Here is a 22,234-nt window from a genome sequence, read left to right on the forward strand (position 1 = left end):
GTTACTGCTCCTTCTATTTTACGTGTTCCCGTATTTTCCGAGATAAAATAACCAAAAGAAAAGACGATCTTTAAAAGATCATCTTGAACTTGTTCATTTTATAACATTTTTTCTAAAAAGTCTTGTGCCCGCTTCGTTTTTGGATTTGAGAAAAATTCGCTAGGTGGTGCTTCCTCAACTAGCTTTCCATCATCCAAGAAAAGGACTCGGTCCGCTACTTCTTTAGCGAAGCCCATTTCATGCGTTACAATCGCCATCGTCATCCCAGTATGAGCAAGGCTCTTCATTACGTCTAGCACTTCTTTTACCATCTCTGGGTCTAGAGCTGAGGTCGGCTCGTCAAATAGCATCACGTCAGGGTCCATTGCAAGTGCACGTGCAATCGCAACACGTTGTTTTTGTCCACCTGAGAGTCTGTTTGGATATTCATTTGCCTTTTCAGCCAAACCAACTTTTTTCAATAGTGCATGCGCTTTTTCCTCAGCTTCTATTTTCGTTAACCCTTTTACCGTTAAAGGTGCATAGGTTAAATTTTCGAGAGCTGTTTTATGTGGAAATAAGTGAAAATGTTGAAAAACCATCCCTACATTTTGGCGCACTTTTAAAATATCTGTTGATTTGTTTGTAATGTCCTGGTCATCAATCCAAACTTGTCCACTTGTTGGCGTTTCAAGTAAGTTTAAACACCTTAGAAAGGTTGACTTTCCAGATCCAGAAGGACCGATGATTGCTACAACGTCACCTGCATTTATTGAAGTTGTAATCCCTTTTAATACATCCAGCTTCCCGAATGACTTATGAAGATTTTCTACTTTAATCACTGCGTCTCATTCTCCTTTCGACCAGTTTGCCAAGGAGCGTCAAAATCATAATCATTACATAATAAATTAAGCCAGCAAATAGAAGTGGCTCAAAATAGAGAAACGTATTTGCTCCGACTTGATAAGCACGCCTCATTACATCTCCTACACCAATAACCGTAACAATTGCTGATTCTTTTGTTAGTGTAATAAATTCATTCATAAGTGCTGGTAAGATATTTTTAAACGCTTGAGGCAAAATAATGTCCTTCATCATTTGACGATAAGGAACTCCAAGGGCCAGTGCAGCCTCTCTTTGACCTTTATCAACCGCCATAATTCCCGCTCGGATAACCTCTGAAATATATGCTCCGGAGTTTAGGGTAAATGCTGCAACCGCAGCCCAATATGGATCAATTGTAAATCCAATAATTTGAGGTAAACCAAAATAGATGATTAATAATTGCAAAACGAGCGGCGTTCCTCGAAAAACAGATGTATAAAAATCTGCAAACCACATCAGAGGTCTTACTCTGCTAATTTTAAAAAGGGCTAAGATTACACCCCACGAAAAACCGAGTAATACAGAAAGTGCTACAATCTGAAGTGTGACCAAAATCCCGCCTAATATATATGGAATTGACGGAGCAATTCCTGGAAAATTCAACTCTAACACTGAGAACACTCCTTTTCAGCAAGAAACAAAAAGAGACTGACGAAGGAAGGTTCGTAAACAACTTTCACGGAGTCAGTCCCTCTTGTTCGAGAATGCTTATCGATCGTTAGCTAAACCATTTAGCTTAAGAGAAAAGTATTACTCTTTGCCACCAAACCATTTTACAATTAGTTCTTCCAGCTCACCGTTTTCAATCATTTCATTTAGAGCTTTATTGAACTCGTCTGTGTACTCGCTATCCTTTGGAAAAGCGATTGCTGAACCAGCTTCATCTGCTTCTTCTTCAGAAAGAGTAAAGCCTTCAAGCTCTTTATCTTTTTCAAAATATCCTTTAGCAACAGTATCCTCAATGATTGCAGCATCAATACGGCCAGCCTTTAATTCTTGTAAAAGATCAGGAATACGGTTACGATCTTCAATTGAAATGTTTACTTCTTCAGCAATTTCTTCTGCTTTTCCTTCTTGGATTGATCCAAGTTGAACACCTAATGTTTTACCTTCTAAATCTTCAACAGTTGTAATTTTATTGTCTTTTAATGAAACGATCATATGTTTAGCAGTGTAGTAAACATCTGTGAAGTCGACACTTTCTTTACGTTCTTCTGTTGGTGTCATCCCTGCAAGTACAAGATCCACTTGCTTTGATTGAAGAGCTGGTACTAAACTATTGAAATCCAAGTCTTGAACTTCAATTTCATACCCTAATTTTTCAGCTAGTGCATTGACTAGATCGATATCAAATCCAATGATTTCGTCGCCTTTAGTTGTATCTTTGTACTCGAAAGGAGGATAATCAGCAGATGTAGCCATTTTTAAAACTTTCTTTTCTTCTGATTCACCTTCGCCAGACGTACCTTCACCTTCACTACCAGTACCAGTGCCACAAGCAGCCAGCATTCCTACTACCAATATACTAATTAACAATAGTAACCCTTTTTTCATTTCAGTTTCCTCCTATAATTTCTGTGAAATTTAAAAATTCTGAAGATATTAATATTATTACCTATAAACTCAAGCTTATCAAGTGATTTTTCCTGTATATTTATTCGGTATAATGTATTTTAACACAGGTTTATAATTATGCAATAAAAATATAAAAAATTGATTAATGTTATTATTTCGAAAAATTCATTATTGTACTACTATACTTTCTAGGTAAAAGAAACTAATAAAAAAGCCAAGCTCAACTGATTCGTTGAACTTGGCTTTTCCCCATACTATTAATATTCTTCACAATTCTCATCAAATGCATGTTGTAGCTTTGAAACAACAGACATAGGATCATGTCCCTCAATCTCATGGCGTTCAACCATCGTGATAAGTTTACCGTCTTTTAAAAGTGCAAAAGACGGTGATGATGGTGGGTATCCTACAAACAATTCACGTGCACGAGCTGTTGCTTCTTTATCCTGTCCTGCAAAAACAGTCACAAGACGGGTTGGGCGCTTGTCATAATGTACGGCGTGTGCAGCAGCAGGTCTTGCAATTCCGCCCGCACAGCCACAAACTGAATTAACCATTACAAGTGTAGTACCCTCACTTGTTAATGCACCCTCTACATCCTCAGGTGTTGTTAGTTCTGTATATCCAGCAGCAACGATTTCACTACGTGCTTGTCTAACTACGTCATTCATAAATAAATTAAAATCCATATTCAACGATAATCTCTCCCTTAACTGTCAGTACTGCTATTTTAGCAAGTAATGTATACTTTCGGCAAATGGCTTGCTTACAAATGTTTGTCCTTAAATAGCTGAACGAGCTCCATTGCACTTCCTGACACTGATTTTTTTCCATTTAATACATCTGATTCGTATTGAGGAATTTTTTCTTTTATGATCGGATGCTGGTAAAACATATCGTAAATCATTTCTTTGAGTAAAGACTCATGCCAATCTTTTTGTTGCGCCATTCTTCTTTGCTCGAATTGTTTAGTTTCTTGTGTAACTCTGATAAAGTCGTCAATTTCGTGAGAGATCTCTTTTATTCCTATTTCCTTTAGTGATGATGCTGTTACCGCTTTTGTTGTCCACCCATCCGTATATGGTTTTAGAAAATGAAGGATTGTATTGTACTCTTGCATCGCTTTTTTTGCTTTGCTTAAATTGTCACCGTCTGCTTTGTTTACAACAACAAGATCAGGTAGCTCCATGATCCCTTTTTTCATTGTTTGTAATTCGTCACCAGCTCCTGTAAGAACTAATAGTAGAAAAAAATCCACCATACTTCGAACAACAAATTCTCCTTGGCCAACACCGACAGTCTCGACTAAAATAATGTCAAAGCCAGCTGCTTCACATAAAATAATTGATTCCCTCGTTTTACGATTCACTCCACCAAGTGTTCCGCTTGCTGGTGAAGGACGAATAAATGCGCGTGGATTTATTGAAAGACGTTCCATTCTTGTTTTATCACCAAGTATACTCCCTTTTGAGACTTGACTACTTGGATCAACTGCCAACACAGCAACGCGGTGACCTAAATCACAAAGATAGGTTCCAAATGTATCAATAAATGTACTTTTTCCCGCACCAGGAACACCGGTAATTCCAATCCGTATCGACGGCTTTTGAAAGGGCATGACCGCCTCAATGACTTCTTGAGCTTGTTTAAAATGCCGATGTGCATTGCTTTCGACTAAAGTAATCGCCTGCGCCAAAACGACACGGTCACTTTCCTTGATACCTGAAACAATCTCAGCAACCGTTTTTTCTTGCTTTTTACGGTAATACTTCGTCATTCTTCTATTTCCTCATACCCGATTCGAGCATAGATTTTTTCAATGACTTTCATTGCTGCAACTGGGATAACAGTACCTGGACCGAAAATTTCTGCTGCACCATTTTCCTTTAAGTACTCATAATCCTGAAAAGGTATGACGCCACCAATTATCACTAAGATGTCTTCTCTGCCTACTTTTCTTAGTTCCCCAATGAGTTTTGGCAACAACGTTTTGTGACCTGCAGCAAGTGAACTCATTCCAATGACATGAACATCATTTTCGATCGCTTGTGCAGCTGTTTCTTCTGGTGTTTGAAAAAGAGGACCAATATCAACATCAAATCCTAAATCTGCAAATGCGGTTGCGATTACTTTTGCACCGCGGTCATGGCCGTCTTGTCCCATCTTGGCGATCAAAATTCGAGGACGCCTTCCCTCTAATTCAGCAAATTGATCTGTTTTATCTCGTACAGCTTTTATTTCTTCTACATTAGAATATTCGGAGCTATATACTCCGCTAATTGATCGAATAATCGCTTGGTGACGTTTTGACACCTTTTCAATTGCATAAGAAATTTCTCCTAAGGTTGCCCGTGCTCTAGCTGCTTCTACAGAAAGCTCTAATAAATTTCCATTACCACTTGTAGCAGCTTCGGTTATCGCCTCTAGTGTACGCGCTACGTCTTCCTCATTACGATTAGCTTTTAATTTTTGGATCCGTTCAATTTGCTTTTTACGTACTTCGGAATTGTCGATGTTTAGAATATCGAGTGAATCTTCTTGCTCAAGCTTAAATTTATTTACACCAATGATGGTTTCTTTTCCTGAATCAATTCGAGCTTGTCTTCTTGCAGCTGCTTCTTCAATTTTCATCTTAGGCAACCCAGTTTCAATTGCTTTGGCCATACCACCTAGTTCTTCAATTTCCTCTATATGCATCCAAGCTCGGTCCATCAGCTGTTTGGTAAGAGTTTCTACATAATAGGAGCCACCCCATGGATCAATAACGTCGCAAATTCCCGTCTCTTCTTGTAAAAATAACTGTGTATTACGTGCGATTCTTGCCGAAAAGTCAGTAGGCAACGCAATCGCTTCATCAAGTGCGTTCGTGTGAAGAGATTGGGTGTGTCCCATTGCTGCAGCATGCGCTTCAATCGCAGTTCGGATTACGTTATTAAAGGGATCTTGCTCAGTTAAGCTCCATCCTGACGTTTGGGAATGGGTTCTAAGTGCTAATGATTTTGGATTTTTCGGATTAAATTCTTTTACAATTGATGACCACATGAACCGCGCTGCACGCATTTTTGCTACTTCCATAAAATAGTTCATGCCAATTGCCCAGAAAAATGACAATCTTGGTGCGAATTTATCAATATCCAGTCCTGCTTTTAAACCGGTTCGAATATACTCTAGACCATCTGCTAAAGTGTAGGCAAGCTCAATGTCAGCAGGTGCTCCCGCTTCTTGCATATGATAGCCAGAGATGCTGATGCTATTGAATTTCGGCATGTACTTAGCTGTATACTCAAAAATGTCCCCAATAATTTTCATCGATGTTTCAGGCGGGTAAATATACGTATTGCGTACCATGTATTCTTTTAAAATATCATTTTGAATCGTGCCTGATAGCTTCTCTTTTGCAACACCTTGTTCTTCGGCTGTAACAATATAAAAGGCCATGATCGGCAAAACTGCACCATTCATTGTCATCGACACTGACATTTCATCTAGTGGGATGGAATCAAATAGTATTTTCATATCTAAAATTGAGTCGATTGCAACGCCAGCTTTACCAACATCCCCTTCAACACGGGGATGATCAGAATCATAGCCACGATGTGTTGCCAAATCAAATGCAACACTCAGGCCCTTCTGTCCCATCGCTAAATTCCGGCGATAAAAGGCGTTGCTCTCTTCAGCAGTAGAAAAGCCAGCGTACTGTCGAATTGTCCATGGACGGTTTACATACATGGTTGCATATGGCCCTCTTAAAAATGGTGGCAATCCTGGGTATGAATCAAGATGTTCAAGACCTGATGTATCGTTTTCTGTATAAACAGGTTTTGTAGTTATCTTTTCATTTGTTTCATATAACCAATCTTCATTGACCTCTACCTTTGTTGACTGAGTATAGTTGGTTGGGTTTAGGAGAGCGGCGTTAGAAATGTCTTGTCGTTTCATACTTTATCACCCTCCATTTTCTCGTGCAGATTTTTCAAAAAGCGATACACATCAATTCCATTGTAAATACATTCAGTAATGGCTAAGCTTTCTAGCAGATCTTCCTTTTGACGACCCGCAATATACAAAACATTAGCTTTCATTTTGTCTAACATAGACTGTGATATATTTTGATACTCTTGATCATTTCCACACAACACAATCGTATTCATACTATTTAAATGGTCAATTTTTTCTTCAGTAGCGGTCTTAAGCTCAAAGCCACCAGCAGCAAAAAAACTACTTAAAAAGTCGAGTCTCGGTTTGAAGTCTTTTATCTCCCCAAGTAAAACAACCCCTACTTGAGGAAGATGACCTTTTTTAGTACGATAGCGCTCTGCTTGTTGACGTAGTTGTTCAAAATGTTCAACAAGGCGTTGCTGTCTTAACGGTTGAATCTGTTCAGATACTGTTTTTACATTTGTGAGTTGTTGCTTTACTTGCTGTATTGAATTACCTGCTCCCGCTTTAGATAACAGGGTATTAAAGGACTCGATCTTCAGATCTTGGACAGCAACACCATTCATTGCTTCTACTCGGTTATCCTTCATCACGACTTGGTCAGATAAGTTTGCAAAAACATTCGTTCCAATAAGTTGTGTAGATCTTTGATTTACATCATCTAGACGCTTTACTAATGACTTTTCAAGATCTTTTTGAACTTCTCCTCTAACTAGTGCCTGATGAAAGCCACCCTCTCGATCGATTTCTTTAATCGTTAACCATGTATTTTCTGCGAGTTGTTTTGTAAGTGATTCAATATACCAGGAACCCCCAGCAGGGTCTATCACTTTTTCTAGTAAACTTTCTTCTTTTAAAATGAAGTGGGTATTGCGTGCAATTCGATCTGCTAATTCACTACTTTCTCCTAGTACAGCATCAAAAGAGTCGACTGTTAAACTATTTACGCCTCCTACTACACCGGCGAATGCTTCGTTCGTTGTGCGTAGTAGGTTCACATGAACATCATAGGCGGATTTATTGAAGGAAGAGGTACTTGCATGCAAATCCATTTTCTGCGCTTCTTCACTACCTCCAAATGCAGCGACAATTGATGCCCAAATCTGTTTTGCAGCTCTTAATTTCGCAACTTCCATAAAGAAATTAGATCCAATTGAAAATGAAAACGAGATTCTTTTTGAAATTGCATCAATGGAATGTCCTCTGTTTACTAACTCATTGATCACATCAAGTGCATTTGAAAAAGCATAGGCTAGTTCTTGTTCAGCATTTCCACCAGCATTGTGATAAATCTGGCTCTTTATAAATATAAAACGTAGAGCGCTTTCATTTTTTTCTCCCCATAATAAAGCTTCTGATAAATAATCATATTGACTAGATAAAGAGATTGAAGTCTCACCTGTTAAAAGCAACTGCTCAAAAGGGTCGAAGCCAACCGTCCCTTTTAGATGTTTAACTTCGTTTAAAAAGGAAATAAACATAGGTAAAAAGGATAGATTTTCTTTGATATTGATGAGTAAATGAAATGGCTTTTCATTAAGGCTTGAAAACGCTATTTCAAAATCCTCTTTTCTTACAAAAGAAGAGACACTATCTAAATAAATAGAGTTCTGACCTCTTTCAATCGCTAGTTTTATTTTTTGCTTAAGTTGCTCGGGTTGAAGACTACAAGTGTCTCTCTGGCTAATATACCATTCCTGTTCTTGATAGCCACTTGGATAATTCCCTCTTAGATAAGGCGCTTGTCCAGGTTTTCCAGAAGGATGAGCATCCTTGGCGGTATAAAGGGGTTGTAATTTAATATTTTCATACGTATTCTTTCGAAGAGTCTCAAGCGATTTCCCCTTAATTGTGGACATTGCTTCCTCTTCCCATTCTTTTTCACGGCTGTTTGAACTACTATCTACTTGTGTGCGATTTTCATTACCCATGTCCGTGCTTCCTAAAGGAAGCCCACCCCCTACAGATTAAAGAATGCGTTTTCAATTCTTTCTTTTAATAACTATCAATCTACCTATATTTTAGTACATAATTAGGAATGCATCAACGGAAGTGAAAGTTATCGCATTTTCTTATAACATTGATGACAGTGAAAAGGCCATGCTAGGCAAGGTTAGTTATTTTTTAAGCGCATTTCGTACGATGCAGAAAATGGAGCCTTTTTCGTTCAAACTTACAATAGATGGTACGGTTATTCAAGACAAAGCTGTAATGATTTTGGTAGGCAACGGACGTTACATTGCTACCAATGAGCTCCCGTATGAAAAATCGAGTTTACAAGACGGACTTGCAGAAATATATTTAATTAAAAACACAAACATTTCCTTACTAAAGGACGTTCTAACGCTTACAACATCAAATTCTGACGAAAACCTCAGTTCACAATTACAGCTCTTTCAAGGAAAAAAAATAATGATTGAGACAGATGAGTCAATGGATATAGACTTGGATGGAGAAGTGTATTTGTCAACTCCATCTACAATTGAGATGCTACCTGGACATTTTGAAGTGCTTGTTCCATAGGCTTAGAAGATCTTTTGTGCTGCGGCTGGAGTGTCCAACTTTTTTGCGACGACCGCCCAACTATTTGTCCGGAGCGCCCATCTTTTTGCGACAACCGCCCAACTTTGATCTGATCGCCCAACTTTTTGTCTGGAGCGCCCAACTTTTCAGGCTGACCGCCAATCTTTTCGATCGGTACGCCCAACTTTTTGCGACAACCGCCCAACTTCGATCTGATCGCCCTACTTTTTGTCCTGACCGCCCAACTTCGCCTGGAACACCCAACTTTCAGTCCGAACCGCCCAACTATCAAAAAAAGGTAGCTGCACACTTCTGTACGCCACCTTTTTTCTATTAATAAATCGAAGTATTTTCTTTTGATGTGTTTTCTAAAATTTCCTTAACACGAGCTAGGAATCGACCACAAACTAGTCCATCTAATACACGGTGGTCAAGGGACATACAGAGGTTGACCATATCGCGAACAGCAATCATTCCATTGTTCACGACTACTGGACGTTTCACGATTGATTCAACTTGTAAAATCGCTGCTTGTGGGTAGTTGATAATTCCCATTGACTGCACTGAACCGAAGGAACCTGTGTTGTTGACAGTAAAAGTTCCACCTTTCATTTCTTCAGAAGTCAATTTACCTGCGCGAACCTTGTTTGCTAAATCAGTAATTTCACGTGCAATTCCTTTAATTGTCTTTTCATCTGCTGCTTTGATGACAGGAACAAATAGGGCATCTTCCGTTGCTACGGCAATTGAGATATTAATGTCTTTCTTTTGAATAATTTTATCTCCTGCCCACATTGAGTTGATTTGTGGATATTCTTTAAGTGCTTGCGCGACTGCTTTGACAAAAAATGCGAAGAACGTTAAGTTAAATCCTTCTTTTTTCTTAAAGTCATTTTTCAACGTGTTACGATAGTCAACTAGATTGGTTACGTCAACTTCAATCATTGTCCAAGCATGCGGTGCTTCGTGCTTACTTCTTAGCATATTGGCAGCGATTGCTTTTCGAATACCTGTAACAGGGATCTCGATATCACCTGGCAATACAGGAACAGATGGAGCTACAGCAGCTTGTTTTGGTGTTGCTTGTTTTATTGGCGCTTCTTGTTTAGGAGCTTCGTTCGTTACAGTTTGTGGTTGTGTTTGTGGCTTTGCATCTCCGGCTTTCGGAATGTTTCCACTTTCAATAAGCTGTAACAAATCTTTTCGAGTAATACGTCCACCCGCACCAGTACCTGACACCTTCTCAAGATCAATGTCGTTATCTTGCGCTAAGCGAAGAACAGCTGGTGAGTAGCGCTTTTTATTGGGCTGATCAATGTTCACTGCCTCTGTTGTTTGTTGTTCTTGCTGTGGTGTTTCCTTTTTCTCTTCTGATGGTGCTGCTGAAGTGCCACCTTCAATTTCTATCGTACAAATGACTTCACCAACCGCTAGAGTATCGCCATCTTCAGCAATTAGTTCCTTAATTACTCCAGTGAACGATGATGGAACCTCTGCGTTTACTTTATCTGTCATCACTTCTGCAAGTGGGTCATATTTATTCACTTTGTCACCAACAGATACGATCCATTTACTGATTGTACCTTCTGTTACGCTTTCTCCCAGCTGAGGCATTTTAATCTGTTCAATTACCATGAGACGTAACCTCCTCCTAAAATTCTGCTAACTTTCGCATTGCTTCTTCTACTTTATCTGGGTTGACCATGAAGAATTTTTCCATTGTTGGAGCATATGGCATTGCTGGCACATCTGGTCCAGCTAAACGCATGATTGGTGCATCTAATTCGAATAGGCAGTTTTCAGAGATAATTGCTGAAACCTCACTAATTACGCTACCTTCTTTTGTGTCCTCAGTAACAAGAAGAACCTTGCCTGTCTTAGAGGCAGCTTCAATGATTGCTTCTTTATCAAGTGGATAAACTGTTCTAAGGTCAAGAATATGTGCTGAAATTCCGTCCTTTGCAAGGCGTTCTGCAGCTTGAAGTGCGAAGTGAACACACAATCCATATGTAATCACAGTGATATCTTCACCTTCACGTTTAACATCCGCTTTTCCAATTGGTAACACATAATCATCTACGGGGACTTCTCCTTTGATTAAGCGGTATGCACGCTTGTGTTCAAAAAATAAGACGGGATCTTCATCACGAATAGCAGCCTTTAAAAGACCTTTTGCATCATATGGGGTTGAAGGAATGACAATTTTCAAACCAGGTTGGTTGGCAAAAATCGCTTCAACAGATTGTGAATGATATAACGCACCGTGTACGCCACCACCAAATGGTGCACGGATCGTGATCGGACAGCTCCAGTCATTATTTGAACGATAACGAATTTTTGCAGCTTCAGAAATAATTTGATTTATAGCTGGCATAATAAAATCAGCAAATTGCATTTCAGCAATCGGTCTCATTCCATACATTGCCGCACCAATTCCAACACCAGCAATTGCAGATTCAGCAAGAGGTGTATCAATTACACGATCTTCACCAAACTGATCGTAAAGTCCTACAGTTGCTTTGAAAACTCCACCTTTTTTCCCTACATCTTCCCCAAGTATAAAGACTTTAGGGTCGCGTTCCATTTCTTCACGCATTGCCATCGTAATTGCATCTATATATGAAATAACTGCCATGTTTTTTCCCCCTTACTCTGCATAAACGTATTTTAGTGCTTCTTGTGGATCTGCATATGGAGCATTTTCTGCATAATCAGTTGCTTCATTAACAAGGTTCATAATTTTATCTAGTATTTCTTTTTCTATATCTTCTGTTAAAATACCAAGTTCTCTTAAGTACGTAGCAAACTTAAGATTCGGGTCATTTTTCTTCGCTTCTGCCACTTCATCTTGTTCGCGATAGCTACGATCATCATCATCACTTGAATGAGGTGTTAAGCGGTAGGAGATCGATTCAACTAATGTTGGACCCTCGCCACGACGTCCACGGTCTGTAGCTTCTTTTACCGCTTTATATACTTCAAGTGGATCGTTACCATCCACCGTTACCCCAGGCATGCCATAGCCGATTGCACGATCGGAAATTTTTTCACAAGCTACTTGTTTTTCGTATGGTACTGAGATTGCATACCTGTTGTTTTCACACATAAAAACAACAGGTAGTTTATGTACAGCTGCAAAGTTTGCACCCTCATGGAAATCTCCTTGATTGGAAGAACCTTCACCGAAGGTAACAAAAGTTACGAGATCTTTTCCGTCCATTCGACCTGCAAGTGCAACACCAACCGCATGTGGAACTTGTGTTGTTACAGGCGATGATCCAGTTACAATGCGGTTTTTGCTTTGTCCAAAGTGACCAGGCATTTGACGTCCACCTGAGTTAGGATCTTCTGATTTTGCAAAAGCTGATAGCATGAGGTCTTTTGCAGTCATACCAAACGCGAGTACAACCCCCATATCACGATAATACGGAAGTGCGTAATCTTTTTCTCTATCTAAAGCAAAAGCTGCTCCAACTTGTGATGCTTCTTGTCCTTGACATGAAATAACAAATGGAATTTTACCTGAACGGTTAAGTAACCACATACGCTCGTCAATTTTACGAGCTAAAACCATCGTTTCGTACATTTCCAATACATCTTGATCTGATAAACCTAAGACTTCATGACGATTTTCAGCCATATAAAAACCTCCTCAGTTTGCTATATTCCGTTTTTAAGAATGAATCGATTTTCCATAAACCGCTAATGCAGCTTCTCCGATTGCTTCAGACAATGTTGGGTGTGGGTGGATTGTATGTGATATTTCCCATGGGGTAGCATCTAAGACACGAGCAAGTCCAGCTTCTGAAATCATATCTGTGACATGTGGTCCGATCATATGAACGCCTAGAAGATCATCAGTTTTTGAATCAACAACAAGTTTGACAAACCCATCTGACTCACCAAATACAAGCGCTTTTCCAATTGCCTTGAATGGAAATTTTCCAATCTTCACATCTAAGCCTTTCTCTTTCGCTTCATCTTCAGTATAGCCAACACTTGCGACTTCAGGTGTGCTGTAGACACATTTTGAAACAAGTGAATAGTCAATTGGATCAGGATTTTCATTGGCAATATGCTCAACCGCAACAATTCCCTCGTGTGAAGCAACGTGTGCTAATTGAAGTCCACCAATTACATCGCCAATCGCATAAATATGTGATTCTTTCGTTTGAAAAACATCATTTGTCTCAATATAACCTTTAACCACTTTGATGTCTGTATTTTCGAGTCCAATACCCTCAACATTTGCTTGTCGTCCAACAGAAACAAGTAGTTTATCAGCTGTGAAAGTTTTTTCTTCATTCTTGTATTCAGCTTTAATTGTTACCGTCTCCGCTTTTTCAAGAGTTTCAGGTAATACTTTTGCGTTCGTTACAATGTTTACACCCTTTTTCTTCATTACACGTTGCATTTCTTTTGATATTTCACGGTCTTCAGTTGGTAGAATTCGGTCAGCATATTCAAGTACTGTCACTTCAACACCAAAGTCAGAAAGCATCGATGCCCATTCAATCCCGATTACTCCTCCACCCACGATGATAATGGACTTTGGTAGGCTCTCTAATTCTAGTGCTTCATCAGAAGTTAAAACGAGTTGACCATCAATATCTAACCCGGGTAGACTACGAGGCCTTGATCCAGTTGCAACAATTACATTTTTAGGAAGAAGCATTTCATTTTCTTCACCATTGTTCATTTCAACAGAAATCGTTCCACACATAGGAGAAAAAATAGAAGGTCCTAGAATTCGGCCAAGTCCTGCATACACGTCAATTTTCCCTTGTTTCATAAGATGTTGCACACCTTTATGAAGCTGATCAATGATTCCTTGCTTTCTTTCTTGTACCTTCAAAAAGTTCAGTTCTACTCCAGAAGTAACAACACCAAATTCTTCACTGCGTTTCGTTGTTGCGTAGACCTCAGCACTTCTAAGTAACGCTTTACTCGGGATACACCCAGCGTGCAAACAAGTCCCTCCTAGCTTACCTTTTTCGACAATTGCTGTTTTTAATCCCAATTGAGAAGCTCGGATAGCTGCTACATAGCCACCTGTTCCTCCACCAAGGATAACGAGATCGTATTCTGTTGCCATCATGATCGCTCCTTTCTCTTAGTTGAACACTCTAGCATTCACTTGTTGATTTGGATAGCTTTTAGCACTTTCTTCATTTCTTAACACACGCAGAGCACCTTCAGCTAATGCCTGAAGTTCATTTTCACCAGGATAAATAATTACATCTGCAATCCAGTCAATATAAGATGAAATATCTTTTACAAATTGTTTTCCGTAGGCAAGTCCACCTGTTAAAACAATTGCATCTACTTTTCCCTTTAACACGGCACTTGCTGAGCCTATCTCTTTACCTATTTGATAGGCCATAGCTGAATAAACAAGCACTGCTTTTTCGTCGCCAGCATCTATCATTTTTTCAACCTTCACGGCATCATTCGTTCCTAAATAGCCAACAAGTCCACCTTGTCCAACTAACTTCTTCATCACTTCTTCTCGGTAAAAATCACCGGAATAGCACATGGATACAAGATCACCTGCTGGAACAGTACCTGCACGTTCAGGACTAAACGGGCCATCACCATGTAATCCATTATTCACATCGATAACGCGGCCTTCTTTGTGTACACCGACTGTAATTCCACCACCCATATGGGTAATGATTAGATTTAAGTCTTCATATTTTTTGTTCAAAGAAGCAGCAACACGTCTAGCAACTGCTTTTTGATTTAAGGCGTGAAAAATACTCTTTCGCTCGATAGAAGGAACACCTGATACTTTGGCAATTGACTCCATCTCATCTACAACAACTGGATCCACAATATAAGCAGGGATATTTAAGCCAATTGCAATTTCATAAGCTATAATTCCACCTAGGTTGGATGCGTGTTGACCTGCGAAGCCATTTCTTAAGTCGGTAAGCATTTGATCATTAACAGAATACGTACCGCCTTCTATAGGGCGAAGAAGTCCACCGCGGCCACACACAGCGCTTAGCTTTGAAATGTTCATCCCTTCTTGATCAAGGGTTTCTAGTATTGTTTGTTTTCTGAATTCATATTGATCAATAATGCTAGGAAAAGTATTGATCTTGTCTGTATCATGGCGTAGTGTTTTTTCGAAAATGGAACGTTCATTATCAAAAACACCTATTTTCGTCGATGTTGATCCTGGATTTATGACAAGGATTCTATATTCATTCTCCTGCAACGTTGAGACCTCCAGTTTAGATTTGAGAAGTGAGAGGTGTGAGATCTGAAATTCCTCATAATCTCATTAAATTTATTTTAATTTAAAAGTTAAACTGGAGTTAAGAGAATTGTACTCTTAACTCCGTATTATTGTATATTTTAATTATTTGCGACGGCTTAAAATGTGCTGACCATTTTGCAAAAATTGACTACGAGAATTTCTCATTCTTTCAATACGCTCTTCTGCTAATCTGTCTGCTGCAACATACGTTGGAATACGGTCACGTTTTGCAATCTCAATAACGCGTTCGATGTTGCTATAAATTCCTTCTACTTTCTTAAGTGCACGCTCACTATTGTACCCGTATAACTCATCTGCAACATTGATTACTCCACCTGCATTGATTACATAATCAGGTGCGTAAACGATACCCATTTCGTGAATTGTATCTCCGTGACGCGTTTCTTTAAGCTGGTTGTTTGCAGCTCCAGCAATCACTTTTGCTTTTAGCTGTGGAATCGTATCATCGTTAATTGTTGCTCCTAAAGCACATGGTGCGTATATGTCACAATCAACACTGTAAATCTCGTTGATTTCAACAGCTTTTGCTCCAAAGTCTTCAACAGCACGCATGACAGCTTCTTTATTAATATCTGTCACGATAAGCTGTGCGCCTTCTTCATGTAAATGTTTACAGAGATTGTACGCAACGTTTCCAACGCCTTGTATTGCAACTACTTTTCCTTCAAGTGAGTCCGTACCAAATGCTTCTTTAGCAGCTGCCTTCATACCACGGTAAACTCCGTATGCAGTAACTGGTGAAGGGTTGCCAGAAGATCCAAAAGCAGGAGAAATGCCTGTAACATAGTCAGTTTCTTCATGAATTAAATCCATATCAGCAACAGTTGTACCAACATCTTCTGCTGTAATGTAGCGGCCGTTTAACCCTTGAATGTAACGACCAAAGGCACGGAACATTTCTTCATTTTTGTCTTTACGTGGGTCTCCAATGATAACTGTTTTACCACCGCCTAGGTTTAATCCAGCAGCAGCATTTTTATAAGTCATTCCTTTTGCTAGTCTGAGTGCATCTTCAATTGCTGCAGCTTCTGATTCATAGGTCCACATACGTGTTCCACCTAGAGCAGGTCCTAATGTCGTATCATGAATGGCAATAATTGCTTTTAATCCTGGTTGCTTATCCTGACAAAAAACTAACTGCTCGTAATCGTATTGCTCCATATATTTAAAGATTTCCATGATAATTCCTCCTAAGTATGTGTAAAATATGCCTATTTTTCGGATGCACAAATTGCCAATGCTAATGAATACAATTTGCTTTCACTTGAATCTGCGCGACTTGTTAATACGATTGGCGCTTTGGCACCTGCAATAACCGCACCAACCTTTGCTTTTGCAAAATAAATTAACGATTTATATAAAACATTTCCAACTTCAATGCTTGGCACAAATAAAATGTCAGCTTGTCCTGCTACTTCACTTTGTATTCCTTTATGTTCGGCTGCTTCAAACGAAACAGCGTTATCAAGAGCTAACGGTCCATCAACGATACAGTTTTTAATCTGACCCCTTCTGTTCATCTGGGTAAGAGCTGCTGCATCTAAGGTTGCTTGCATAGCCGGATTGACAACTTCAACCGCTGCTAAAGCTGCAACCTTTGGGGTTTCAATTCCAATTGATCTTGCAATCTCAACAGCATTTTCAATAATCTGCTGCTTTTGTTGCAAATCAGGTGTAATCGACATCGCAGCATCCGTGACAATAGTGAAACGATCAAAGCCAGGCACTTCAAAAACAGCTACATGTGACAACATACACCCTGTTCTTAATCCATATTCTTTGTGAAGAACAGCTTTTAATATTGTCGCAGTTGGCACATTTCCTTTCATTAAAACATCTGCTTCTTTTTGATGAACAGCTTTCACAGCTAATTCTGAAGCTTTTTCGATCGATCTAGCTTGTGTAATGACATAGTCACCAGAATGTATCCCTTTTTCTAGTAGAAGCTCCGCTATTTCTTCCTTGTTCCCAAATAAAAGAAAGCGGGCAAGGTTTCTTTTTAACGCTTCAGCCACTGCTTCAATTACTTCTTCATCTTCAGCAGCAGCTACTGCTACGGTTTTACCGGTTAAGCTCGAGGCTTTGTTAAGTAGATCTGCAAGTTTCATCATGTCACAATCCTTCCAAGATGTTTTCCTCTCTCGCCCATGTAGTATATATGCAAAAAGCGTGCCAACACCTATTTATGAAAACGCTTCACTTTATAAAAAATAACCATGCAAAATGTTGCGTGCTGTGCATTTTATTGCATGCTATTTTTTGCAAGGTCATACTTTTCCATCTTATAATACAGGTTTCTTAATGATATACCCAAGGCTTGAGCCGTTTTTGTTCGGTTAAACTGATGCTTTGTAAGTGCATTTTCGATTACCTCTGCCTCAAGTACTTCAACAATTTCCGCCAACGTTTCTTCCTTAGTATGATCGGATGAGTTGTTTCTTTGTGCACCTTTATTCTCTTTAGTATGTTCAAGAGGTGGTAAATGCTTACCGTCAATTAACATTTCGTGATGATCCATAAAGATAATGGCTCTACCTAGAATGTTTTCAAGCTCCCGAACATTACCCGGCCATTGATAATTCATTAACGTTTTTAGCGCATTTGATGTGAGATCAACGATATTTCTTCCATAATCTTGATTCAACTTTCTAATTAAGTGCTCGGATAATGCTTTAATATCCTCTTTTCGATCTCTAAGTGGTGAAATTGAAATAGGATAACGGTTTAGACGATAGTAGAGATCTTCTCTAAACTTACCTTCTGCCATCGCCTTTTCAATATTTACATTTGTAGCTGCGATGACTCTGACATTAACTTGTATCGATTTTGTTCCGCCCACTCTAACAAATTCACGTTCTTGCAACACACGCAATAATTTCGCCTGCATATTCCCTGGTAACTCTCCGATTTCATCAAGAAAAATACTTCCGTTATTCGCTTCTTCAAAAAACCCTCGTTTTCCTCCGCGTTTTGCACCTGAAAATGCCCCTTCTTCATAGCCAAAAAGTTCACTTTCTAACAGACTCTCTGAAATCGCAGCACAATTCACCCTGATAAATTTGTTGTATTTCCGATCACTTGCGTTATGTATAGCATGCGCGAACAACTCTTTACCCGTACCAGATTCCCCTCTAAGCAAAACAGTTGCAGGCGTTTTAGCCCCTAACTTTGCTTGTTCGATGGCAACCTTCATTTCCTCGCTTGAACCGATAATATCGTCAAAGGAATATTTTGCTTCAAGTGTACGGATGATTTGTCTTGCTCGATTAAGTTCGGTGGTTAGCGTCTGTATTTCTGACATGTCTTGAATGACTCCAACACTACCTTTTAGCTTTCCATCGACAATAACGGGTGCAACATTTACAATAACATCTTTCTTACTCGGACCAACCTTCATCCTTACCCCTCTTACAGGTCTTCTCGTTTGCAGCACTTTCATATGCATACTTTCACCTTCAGAGATGTCAGCTGTTGCTGGCTTTCCAATAACTTGATCCATTGTTAAACCTGTCATCCTTGTGTAGGCAGGGTTTATTATTAAACCTCGCCCTTTTTCATCAACAACCGAGATTGCTTCCTCTGAAGATTGAATGATTGCTTGAAGCATTGTTTGAATTTCGCGTAAATTTGTCATTTCTTCAGCTAAATTGACTACTTCTGTTATGTCATTGAAAATCGATAGAGCGCCTAAAAGATTGTTCGAATCATCTATAATCGGAATCCTTGTTGTAATAATTTTAAGTCCATTTTCTAACAACTGCTCTTGATTCACTTCTACTTCAAGTGTTTGAAGAATCCTCGGAAGTAAGCTCGATGATATGACACTTTCTATTTTCTTTCCAAGAGCTTTCTTTCTTGAAATACCAGTGATTCGTTCAGCGGCTTTGTTAAATAATATAATTTTTTCTTCTATACTAATTACAATCATGCCATCATTGGTAGAGTTAAATATTGTGTCCTGCTTGTATGTTTCTTCTTTTAATCTCGTGATTAATGTTTCTTTTTCATCGATCAGATCTGAAATAATGTGTGCCACAGAGCCAGGTATAATAACAGTTTTAGAGCTCCTCATTTCGAGTAGGTTTTCCAATACTTGTTTATTGCCAGTTGCTTCAATGACAATTTGAACCTGCTCTGACAGAAGTGGCTTATAATCTGTACTAGTAGGTATTCCTAGTTTTCTCGCGAGAATCATGCCAGTTGCGTTACTATTAACATCCACAACTGCAATAACATCCATGCTTTTCATCTCAAGGATCATATTTAGAAGCGCAGTACCGCCTTTACCTGCTCCAACTAACATAACACGTTGCATAGCAATTCCCCTTTTGTAATCTAAAAGCACTCAATTATAAAAAAAGCGCAAGCGCCTTGTTCAGCCTTAGGCATAGCATAAGACGATTCTAGGGTAGAAGGCGTTCTTTGCCTTCAATTTAGAATTGACTTATGACCTCGAGGCAGTCGAGAACGCGACGTCCTGTCGCATTGACTGCACTAACACGTCCTGTGCGTCGGAGCTGGATTCAGAAACGCAAACTGAATCCTAGAATTATATAAATTCTGGATATTATAAAAAATGCAAAAAATTGCATATACCTTTTATTTATCATATCCTATTTTGCACAATCTTGACAAATCGGTGTTGTCGATTGAAAATAAATGAAGAAACATATTAGGAAGGATTTTTCGATGTCAAGAATAGTTGCACTTATGATTATGTTAATACCAGGTATACTTGCCGCTTTAGGAATAAAGCTAATGCGCGATATGACTTTTGGCATTCTACAGTACCCAATACCATTTCTATCGCTTCAATTTGTACTAGGGCTTTTCTTATTTATAGGGGGTCTTGGTTTTATTGCAGGTTTCGTTTTCTATCGTGATCGAAAACGAAACAATGTTCAGCAACGGTTTAGAAAAAAATGAAAAAGGTGCACCATTGCTTAAGAATTACTATACAAGCTAAACCCTCCAATATTTCGCTCAGTTGGAGGGTTTGAAGAGAATGAGTTAGTCTCTGTTCATTTTCTTCTTTCTAATTTCAACTGCTTTTTCAGGGTAATCTGTGAAAAAACCTGAACAATTCCAGCTGATGAGCTTTCCCATGAGATCCTCTTTGTTTACAGTAAAAGGACGAACCGCTATTCCTTCTGCTTGAGCAGAGTCAATCACTTCTTTTGGTGTAGCTCTAAATTGTGGATGAATCCCTTCTGCACGGATCTCTTTCGCATAATTCCACGGTTTATAGAGCCCCTCCATGTAAAGTGCAGCGGTCACTATTTCCGGAGCAATATTTTTACATTTGACTAAGCTATTGTGGTTGAAGGAAGAAATAATCACATTCTCCTTTAATCCATGTTGTTCTATTGCCTTAATCGTACTCTTTTCAATTTCTGGATAGTCAATGATTCCATTCTTTAATTCAATATTAATTAAGAATCCCTTTTTATTTTCACCCCACGCTAACACCTCTTCCAGAGTTGGAATTCGAATTTTCTTCCATAACTTTTTAAATTTATAACTAGCGTCTAAATGTTGAAGTTCATTATATGTAAAATCTTTCACAAAACCAGTACCATTCGTTGTCCGATTGACTTTTTCATCATGTATGACGACAAGTGTTCCATCCTTTGTCATTTGCACGTCTAGCTCAATCCCATCGGCACCTGCTTTATAGGCCGCTTCAAAGGAGACCATTGTATTCTCTGGATATGTACCTGCAGCCCCTCTGTGGCCAAAAATATTTGTCATCTTGTGCACACCCTCATTTCGTGTAAAATAAAAGAGAGGAGGAATGATCAATGAAACCTTTACAAATATCTGCAGAAACTGCACAAAAATTTGCAAAATCACTCAACCTACCCTTAGAACAAATCATGCATATGCCACAGCATATCTTAATTGCAAAACTAGCTGAGGTTCAAAAAGAAGAAGCTTCCAAAGCAGAAAAAGACTGACTCTATAAATATTGAATTCCCTCTTATTACAACATGATGCCTGAGGGAATTCAATATAAAGGAGTCAGTCTTTTTTTGACATATAAGAAAGCATAAAATTTGATACTAAGGCTCAACAAGGCGCCCCGCGCTTTTTTTTCTAATCATGAGCTTGGCAGGACTCGAACCTGCAAATTGCACTGATGGTAAACATCAAGCTGCTCTAACCCATTGAGCTACAAGCCCCATTTCTAGTATGTTTTAAACTTTAGCTGTTCATACCAAATTGTAAAGTATAATCCACACTTTATTTTTAATAAAAGCCCCCAAGAGTGGAGGCTTTTCATTCTCGAGCTATTTCTTCACCAAAATTGTTCAATACGAAAGTTTCTTCTTCAATGGAAGATAATTGGCCATACGCTTTACCAATTGTTCCACCTTGGTATTCCCAGAAAAAATTATGGTCTTCTACTACATTGTTAAAATTTGAATCCTTCCATCTTGTTGCAATCTCTAGCAAATCATCTTTTAGCTCAAAGTTGCTTGAAGATATGATGTCATATACGGTATTGATTGTGTCTGAAATCATAGGAATTGCTCCCCATTTATCTTCAGCTTTTACTTTCTGATGAGTCATCTTATGCATTACATCAATAACAACATTTTGAGTTGATTCAAAAGTAAGACCAGTGTCATATTCAACTCCGCCAATCTTTGCAGTTTGTTCTTTGATTTCTTTTTCTTCTTTTTCTTTTGCAACTTGAACATGATCAGCTTGTTCTTTTAGTTTATTATCCTTTTCAAGTTGTTGTTCAGCATTTTCCATAAATTTAAACGCTCCAAATCCAGTGGCACCAATAGCAATAACAGAAATACCTAAAATAACCAAAAACTTTTTCATAGTCAATACCCCCGATTTATTAATAAAATTTTTCACTTTATAAGTTCTATTTATAAAATTTCTTCGGGAGTTACGTACATGTTGCTTCACCAGCATAATTTTCCTCGATGCAAATCCCCCAACTTTAATTCTAATTTTATGGTAACATTCTTCCAAGTAGAGTTACACCATTTAATCAATATCTAAAAATAAACTCTTCACACTCAAGAC

At 38.8% G+C, this 22,234-nt stretch carries 20 protein-coding genes and 1 tRNA gene; 3 read left to right on the forward strand and 18 right to left on the reverse strand.

The window, feature by feature from the left end; all coding sequences use genetic code 11:
• Positions 1–98: 98 nt before the first annotated feature.
• The 7 genes from ACFFIX_RS00130 to ACFFIX_RS00160 form a co-directional block, all read right to left on the reverse strand.
• Positions 99–821, reverse strand: a complete 723-nt coding sequence (locus tag ACFFIX_RS00130) for an amino acid ABC transporter ATP-binding protein (protein WP_378929200.1) — start codon at positions 819–821, stop codon at positions 99–101.
• Positions 814–1,467 carry an amino acid ABC transporter permease gene (locus tag ACFFIX_RS00135; protein ID WP_378930320.1) on the reverse strand — a complete coding sequence of 218 codons (654 nt, stop codon included), beginning with the start codon at positions 1,465–1,467 and terminating at the stop codon, positions 814–816. The genes ACFFIX_RS00130 and ACFFIX_RS00135 overlap by 8 nt, the downstream gene beginning before the upstream one ends.
• Positions 1,468–1,614: 147 nt before the next feature.
• On the reverse strand, positions 1,615–2,418 hold the full coding sequence (locus tag ACFFIX_RS00140) for a transporter substrate-binding domain-containing protein (protein ID WP_378929202.1): 804 nt from the start codon (positions 2,416–2,418) through the stop codon (positions 1,615–1,617).
• A gap of 278 nt (positions 2,419–2,696) precedes the next feature.
• Positions 2,697–3,134, reverse strand: a complete 438-nt coding sequence (locus ACFFIX_RS00145) for a BrxA/BrxB family bacilliredoxin (RefSeq protein ID WP_378929204.1) — start codon at positions 3,132–3,134, stop codon at positions 2,697–2,699.
• A 71-nt stretch (positions 3,135–3,205) separates the two neighbouring features.
• Positions 3,206–4,216, reverse strand: coding sequence for a methylmalonyl Co-A mutase-associated GTPase MeaB (gene meaB / locus ACFFIX_RS00150; RefSeq protein ID WP_378929206.1), 1,011 nt, complete (start codon positions 4,214–4,216; stop codon positions 3,206–3,208).
• Positions 4,213–6,378 (reverse strand): methylmalonyl-CoA mutase, encoded by a 2,166-nt coding sequence (gene scpA / locus ACFFIX_RS00155; RefSeq protein WP_378929209.1) that lies wholly within the window; start codon positions 6,376–6,378, stop codon positions 4,213–4,215. Before scpA ends, meaB begins: the two co-directional genes overlap by 4 nt.
• Positions 6,375–8,309, reverse strand: coding sequence for a methylmalonyl-CoA mutase family protein (locus tag ACFFIX_RS00160; protein ID WP_378929212.1), 1,935 nt, complete (start codon positions 8,307–8,309; stop codon positions 6,375–6,377). Before ACFFIX_RS00160 ends, scpA begins: the two co-directional genes overlap by 4 nt.
• Positions 8,310–8,430: 121 nt before the next feature.
• Here ACFFIX_RS00160 and ACFFIX_RS00165 point away from each other — a divergent pair, with 121 nt between their 5' ends.
• On the forward strand, positions 8,431–8,901 hold the full coding sequence (locus ACFFIX_RS00165; RefSeq protein ID WP_378929214.1) for a diacylglycerol/lipid kinase family protein: 471 nt from the start codon (positions 8,431–8,433) through the stop codon (positions 8,899–8,901).
• A 333-nt stretch (positions 8,902–9,234) separates the two neighbouring features.
• Here the strand turns inward: ACFFIX_RS00165 and ACFFIX_RS00170 are convergent, their stop codons facing one another.
• The 8 genes from ACFFIX_RS00170 to ACFFIX_RS00205 all read right to left on the reverse strand — a co-directional run bounded on the left by ACFFIX_RS00170 (position 9,235) and on the right by ACFFIX_RS00205 (position 19,502).
• Positions 9,235–10,536, reverse strand: coding sequence for a dihydrolipoamide acetyltransferase family protein (locus tag ACFFIX_RS00170; RefSeq protein ID WP_378929216.1), 1,302 nt, complete (start codon positions 10,534–10,536; stop codon positions 9,235–9,237).
• Between the two features lie 16 nt (positions 10,537–10,552).
• Complete coding sequence (locus ACFFIX_RS00175; protein ID WP_378929218.1) at positions 10,553–11,536, reverse strand: alpha-ketoacid dehydrogenase subunit beta; 984 nt, start codon at positions 11,534–11,536, stop codon at positions 10,553–10,555.
• A 12-nt stretch (positions 11,537–11,548) separates the two neighbouring features.
• On the reverse strand, positions 11,549–12,541 hold the full coding sequence (locus tag ACFFIX_RS00180) for a thiamine pyrophosphate-dependent dehydrogenase E1 component subunit alpha (protein WP_378929219.1): 993 nt from the start codon (positions 12,539–12,541) through the stop codon (positions 11,549–11,551).
• A gap of 33 nt (positions 12,542–12,574) precedes the next feature.
• Positions 12,575–13,996: a dihydrolipoyl dehydrogenase gene (gene lpdA / locus ACFFIX_RS00185; protein ID WP_378929222.1), complete on the reverse strand. Its 1,422-nt coding sequence runs from the start codon at positions 13,994–13,996 to the stop codon at positions 12,575–12,577.
• A gap of 18 nt (positions 13,997–14,014) precedes the next feature.
• The gene (gene buk, locus ACFFIX_RS00190; RefSeq protein ID WP_378929224.1) at positions 14,015–15,124 is read right to left on the reverse strand and encodes a butyrate kinase; all 1,110 of its coding nucleotides are present in this window, start codon (positions 15,122–15,124) and stop codon (positions 14,015–14,017) included.
• A gap of 144 nt (positions 15,125–15,268) precedes the next feature.
• Positions 15,269–16,366 carry a branched-chain amino acid dehydrogenase gene (gene bcd / locus ACFFIX_RS00195; protein ID WP_378929226.1) on the reverse strand — a complete coding sequence of 366 codons (1,098 nt, stop codon included), beginning with the start codon at positions 16,364–16,366 and terminating at the stop codon, positions 15,269–15,271.
• 32 nt (positions 16,367–16,398) lie between these two features.
• Positions 16,399–17,295 (reverse strand): phosphate butyryltransferase, encoded by an 897-nt coding sequence (yqiS, locus tag ACFFIX_RS00200; protein WP_378930322.1) that lies wholly within the window; start codon positions 17,293–17,295, stop codon positions 16,399–16,401.
• 134 nt (positions 17,296–17,429) lie between these two features.
• Positions 17,430–19,502: a sigma 54-interacting transcriptional regulator gene (locus ACFFIX_RS00205; protein WP_378929228.1), complete on the reverse strand. Its 2,073-nt coding sequence runs from the start codon at positions 19,500–19,502 to the stop codon at positions 17,430–17,432.
• Positions 19,503–19,876: 374 nt separating this feature from the next.
• Between ACFFIX_RS00205 and ACFFIX_RS00210 the strand changes: the two genes are divergently transcribed.
• Positions 19,877–20,113: a DUF2627 domain-containing protein gene (locus ACFFIX_RS00210; protein WP_378929231.1), complete on the forward strand. Its 237-nt coding sequence runs from the start codon at positions 19,877–19,879 to the stop codon at positions 20,111–20,113.
• Between the two features lie 84 nt (positions 20,114–20,197).
• Here the strand turns inward: ACFFIX_RS00210 and ACFFIX_RS00215 are convergent, their stop codons facing one another.
• Entirely contained in the window at positions 20,198–20,938 is a 741-nt protein-coding gene (locus ACFFIX_RS00215; RefSeq protein WP_378929233.1) for a glycerophosphodiester phosphodiesterase, read from the reverse strand.
• Between the two features lie 50 nt (positions 20,939–20,988).
• Between ACFFIX_RS00215 and ACFFIX_RS00220 the strand changes: the two genes are divergently transcribed.
• Positions 20,989–21,144 carry a YycC family protein gene (locus tag ACFFIX_RS00220; RefSeq protein WP_378929235.1) on the forward strand — a complete coding sequence of 52 codons (156 nt, stop codon included), beginning with the start codon at positions 20,989–20,991 and terminating at the stop codon, positions 21,142–21,144.
• 146 nt (positions 21,145–21,290) lie between these two features.
• Here ACFFIX_RS00220 and ACFFIX_RS00225 read toward each other — a convergent pair.
• Together ACFFIX_RS00225 and ACFFIX_RS00230 are read right to left on the reverse strand one after the other, a co-directional pair.
• Positions 21,291–21,369, reverse strand: a tRNA-Lys gene (locus tag ACFFIX_RS00225).
• 97 nt (positions 21,370–21,466) lie between these two features.
• Entirely contained in the window at positions 21,467–22,024 is a 558-nt protein-coding gene (locus ACFFIX_RS00230; protein WP_378929237.1) for a DUF6241 domain-containing protein, read from the reverse strand.
• Positions 22,025–22,234 lie beyond the last annotated feature (210 nt).

It is taken from the genome of Metabacillus herbersteinensis, assembly GCF_042433335.1.
Taxonomy (GTDB): Bacteria; Bacillota; Bacilli; order Bacillales; family Bacillaceae; genus Metabacillus; species Metabacillus herbersteinensis.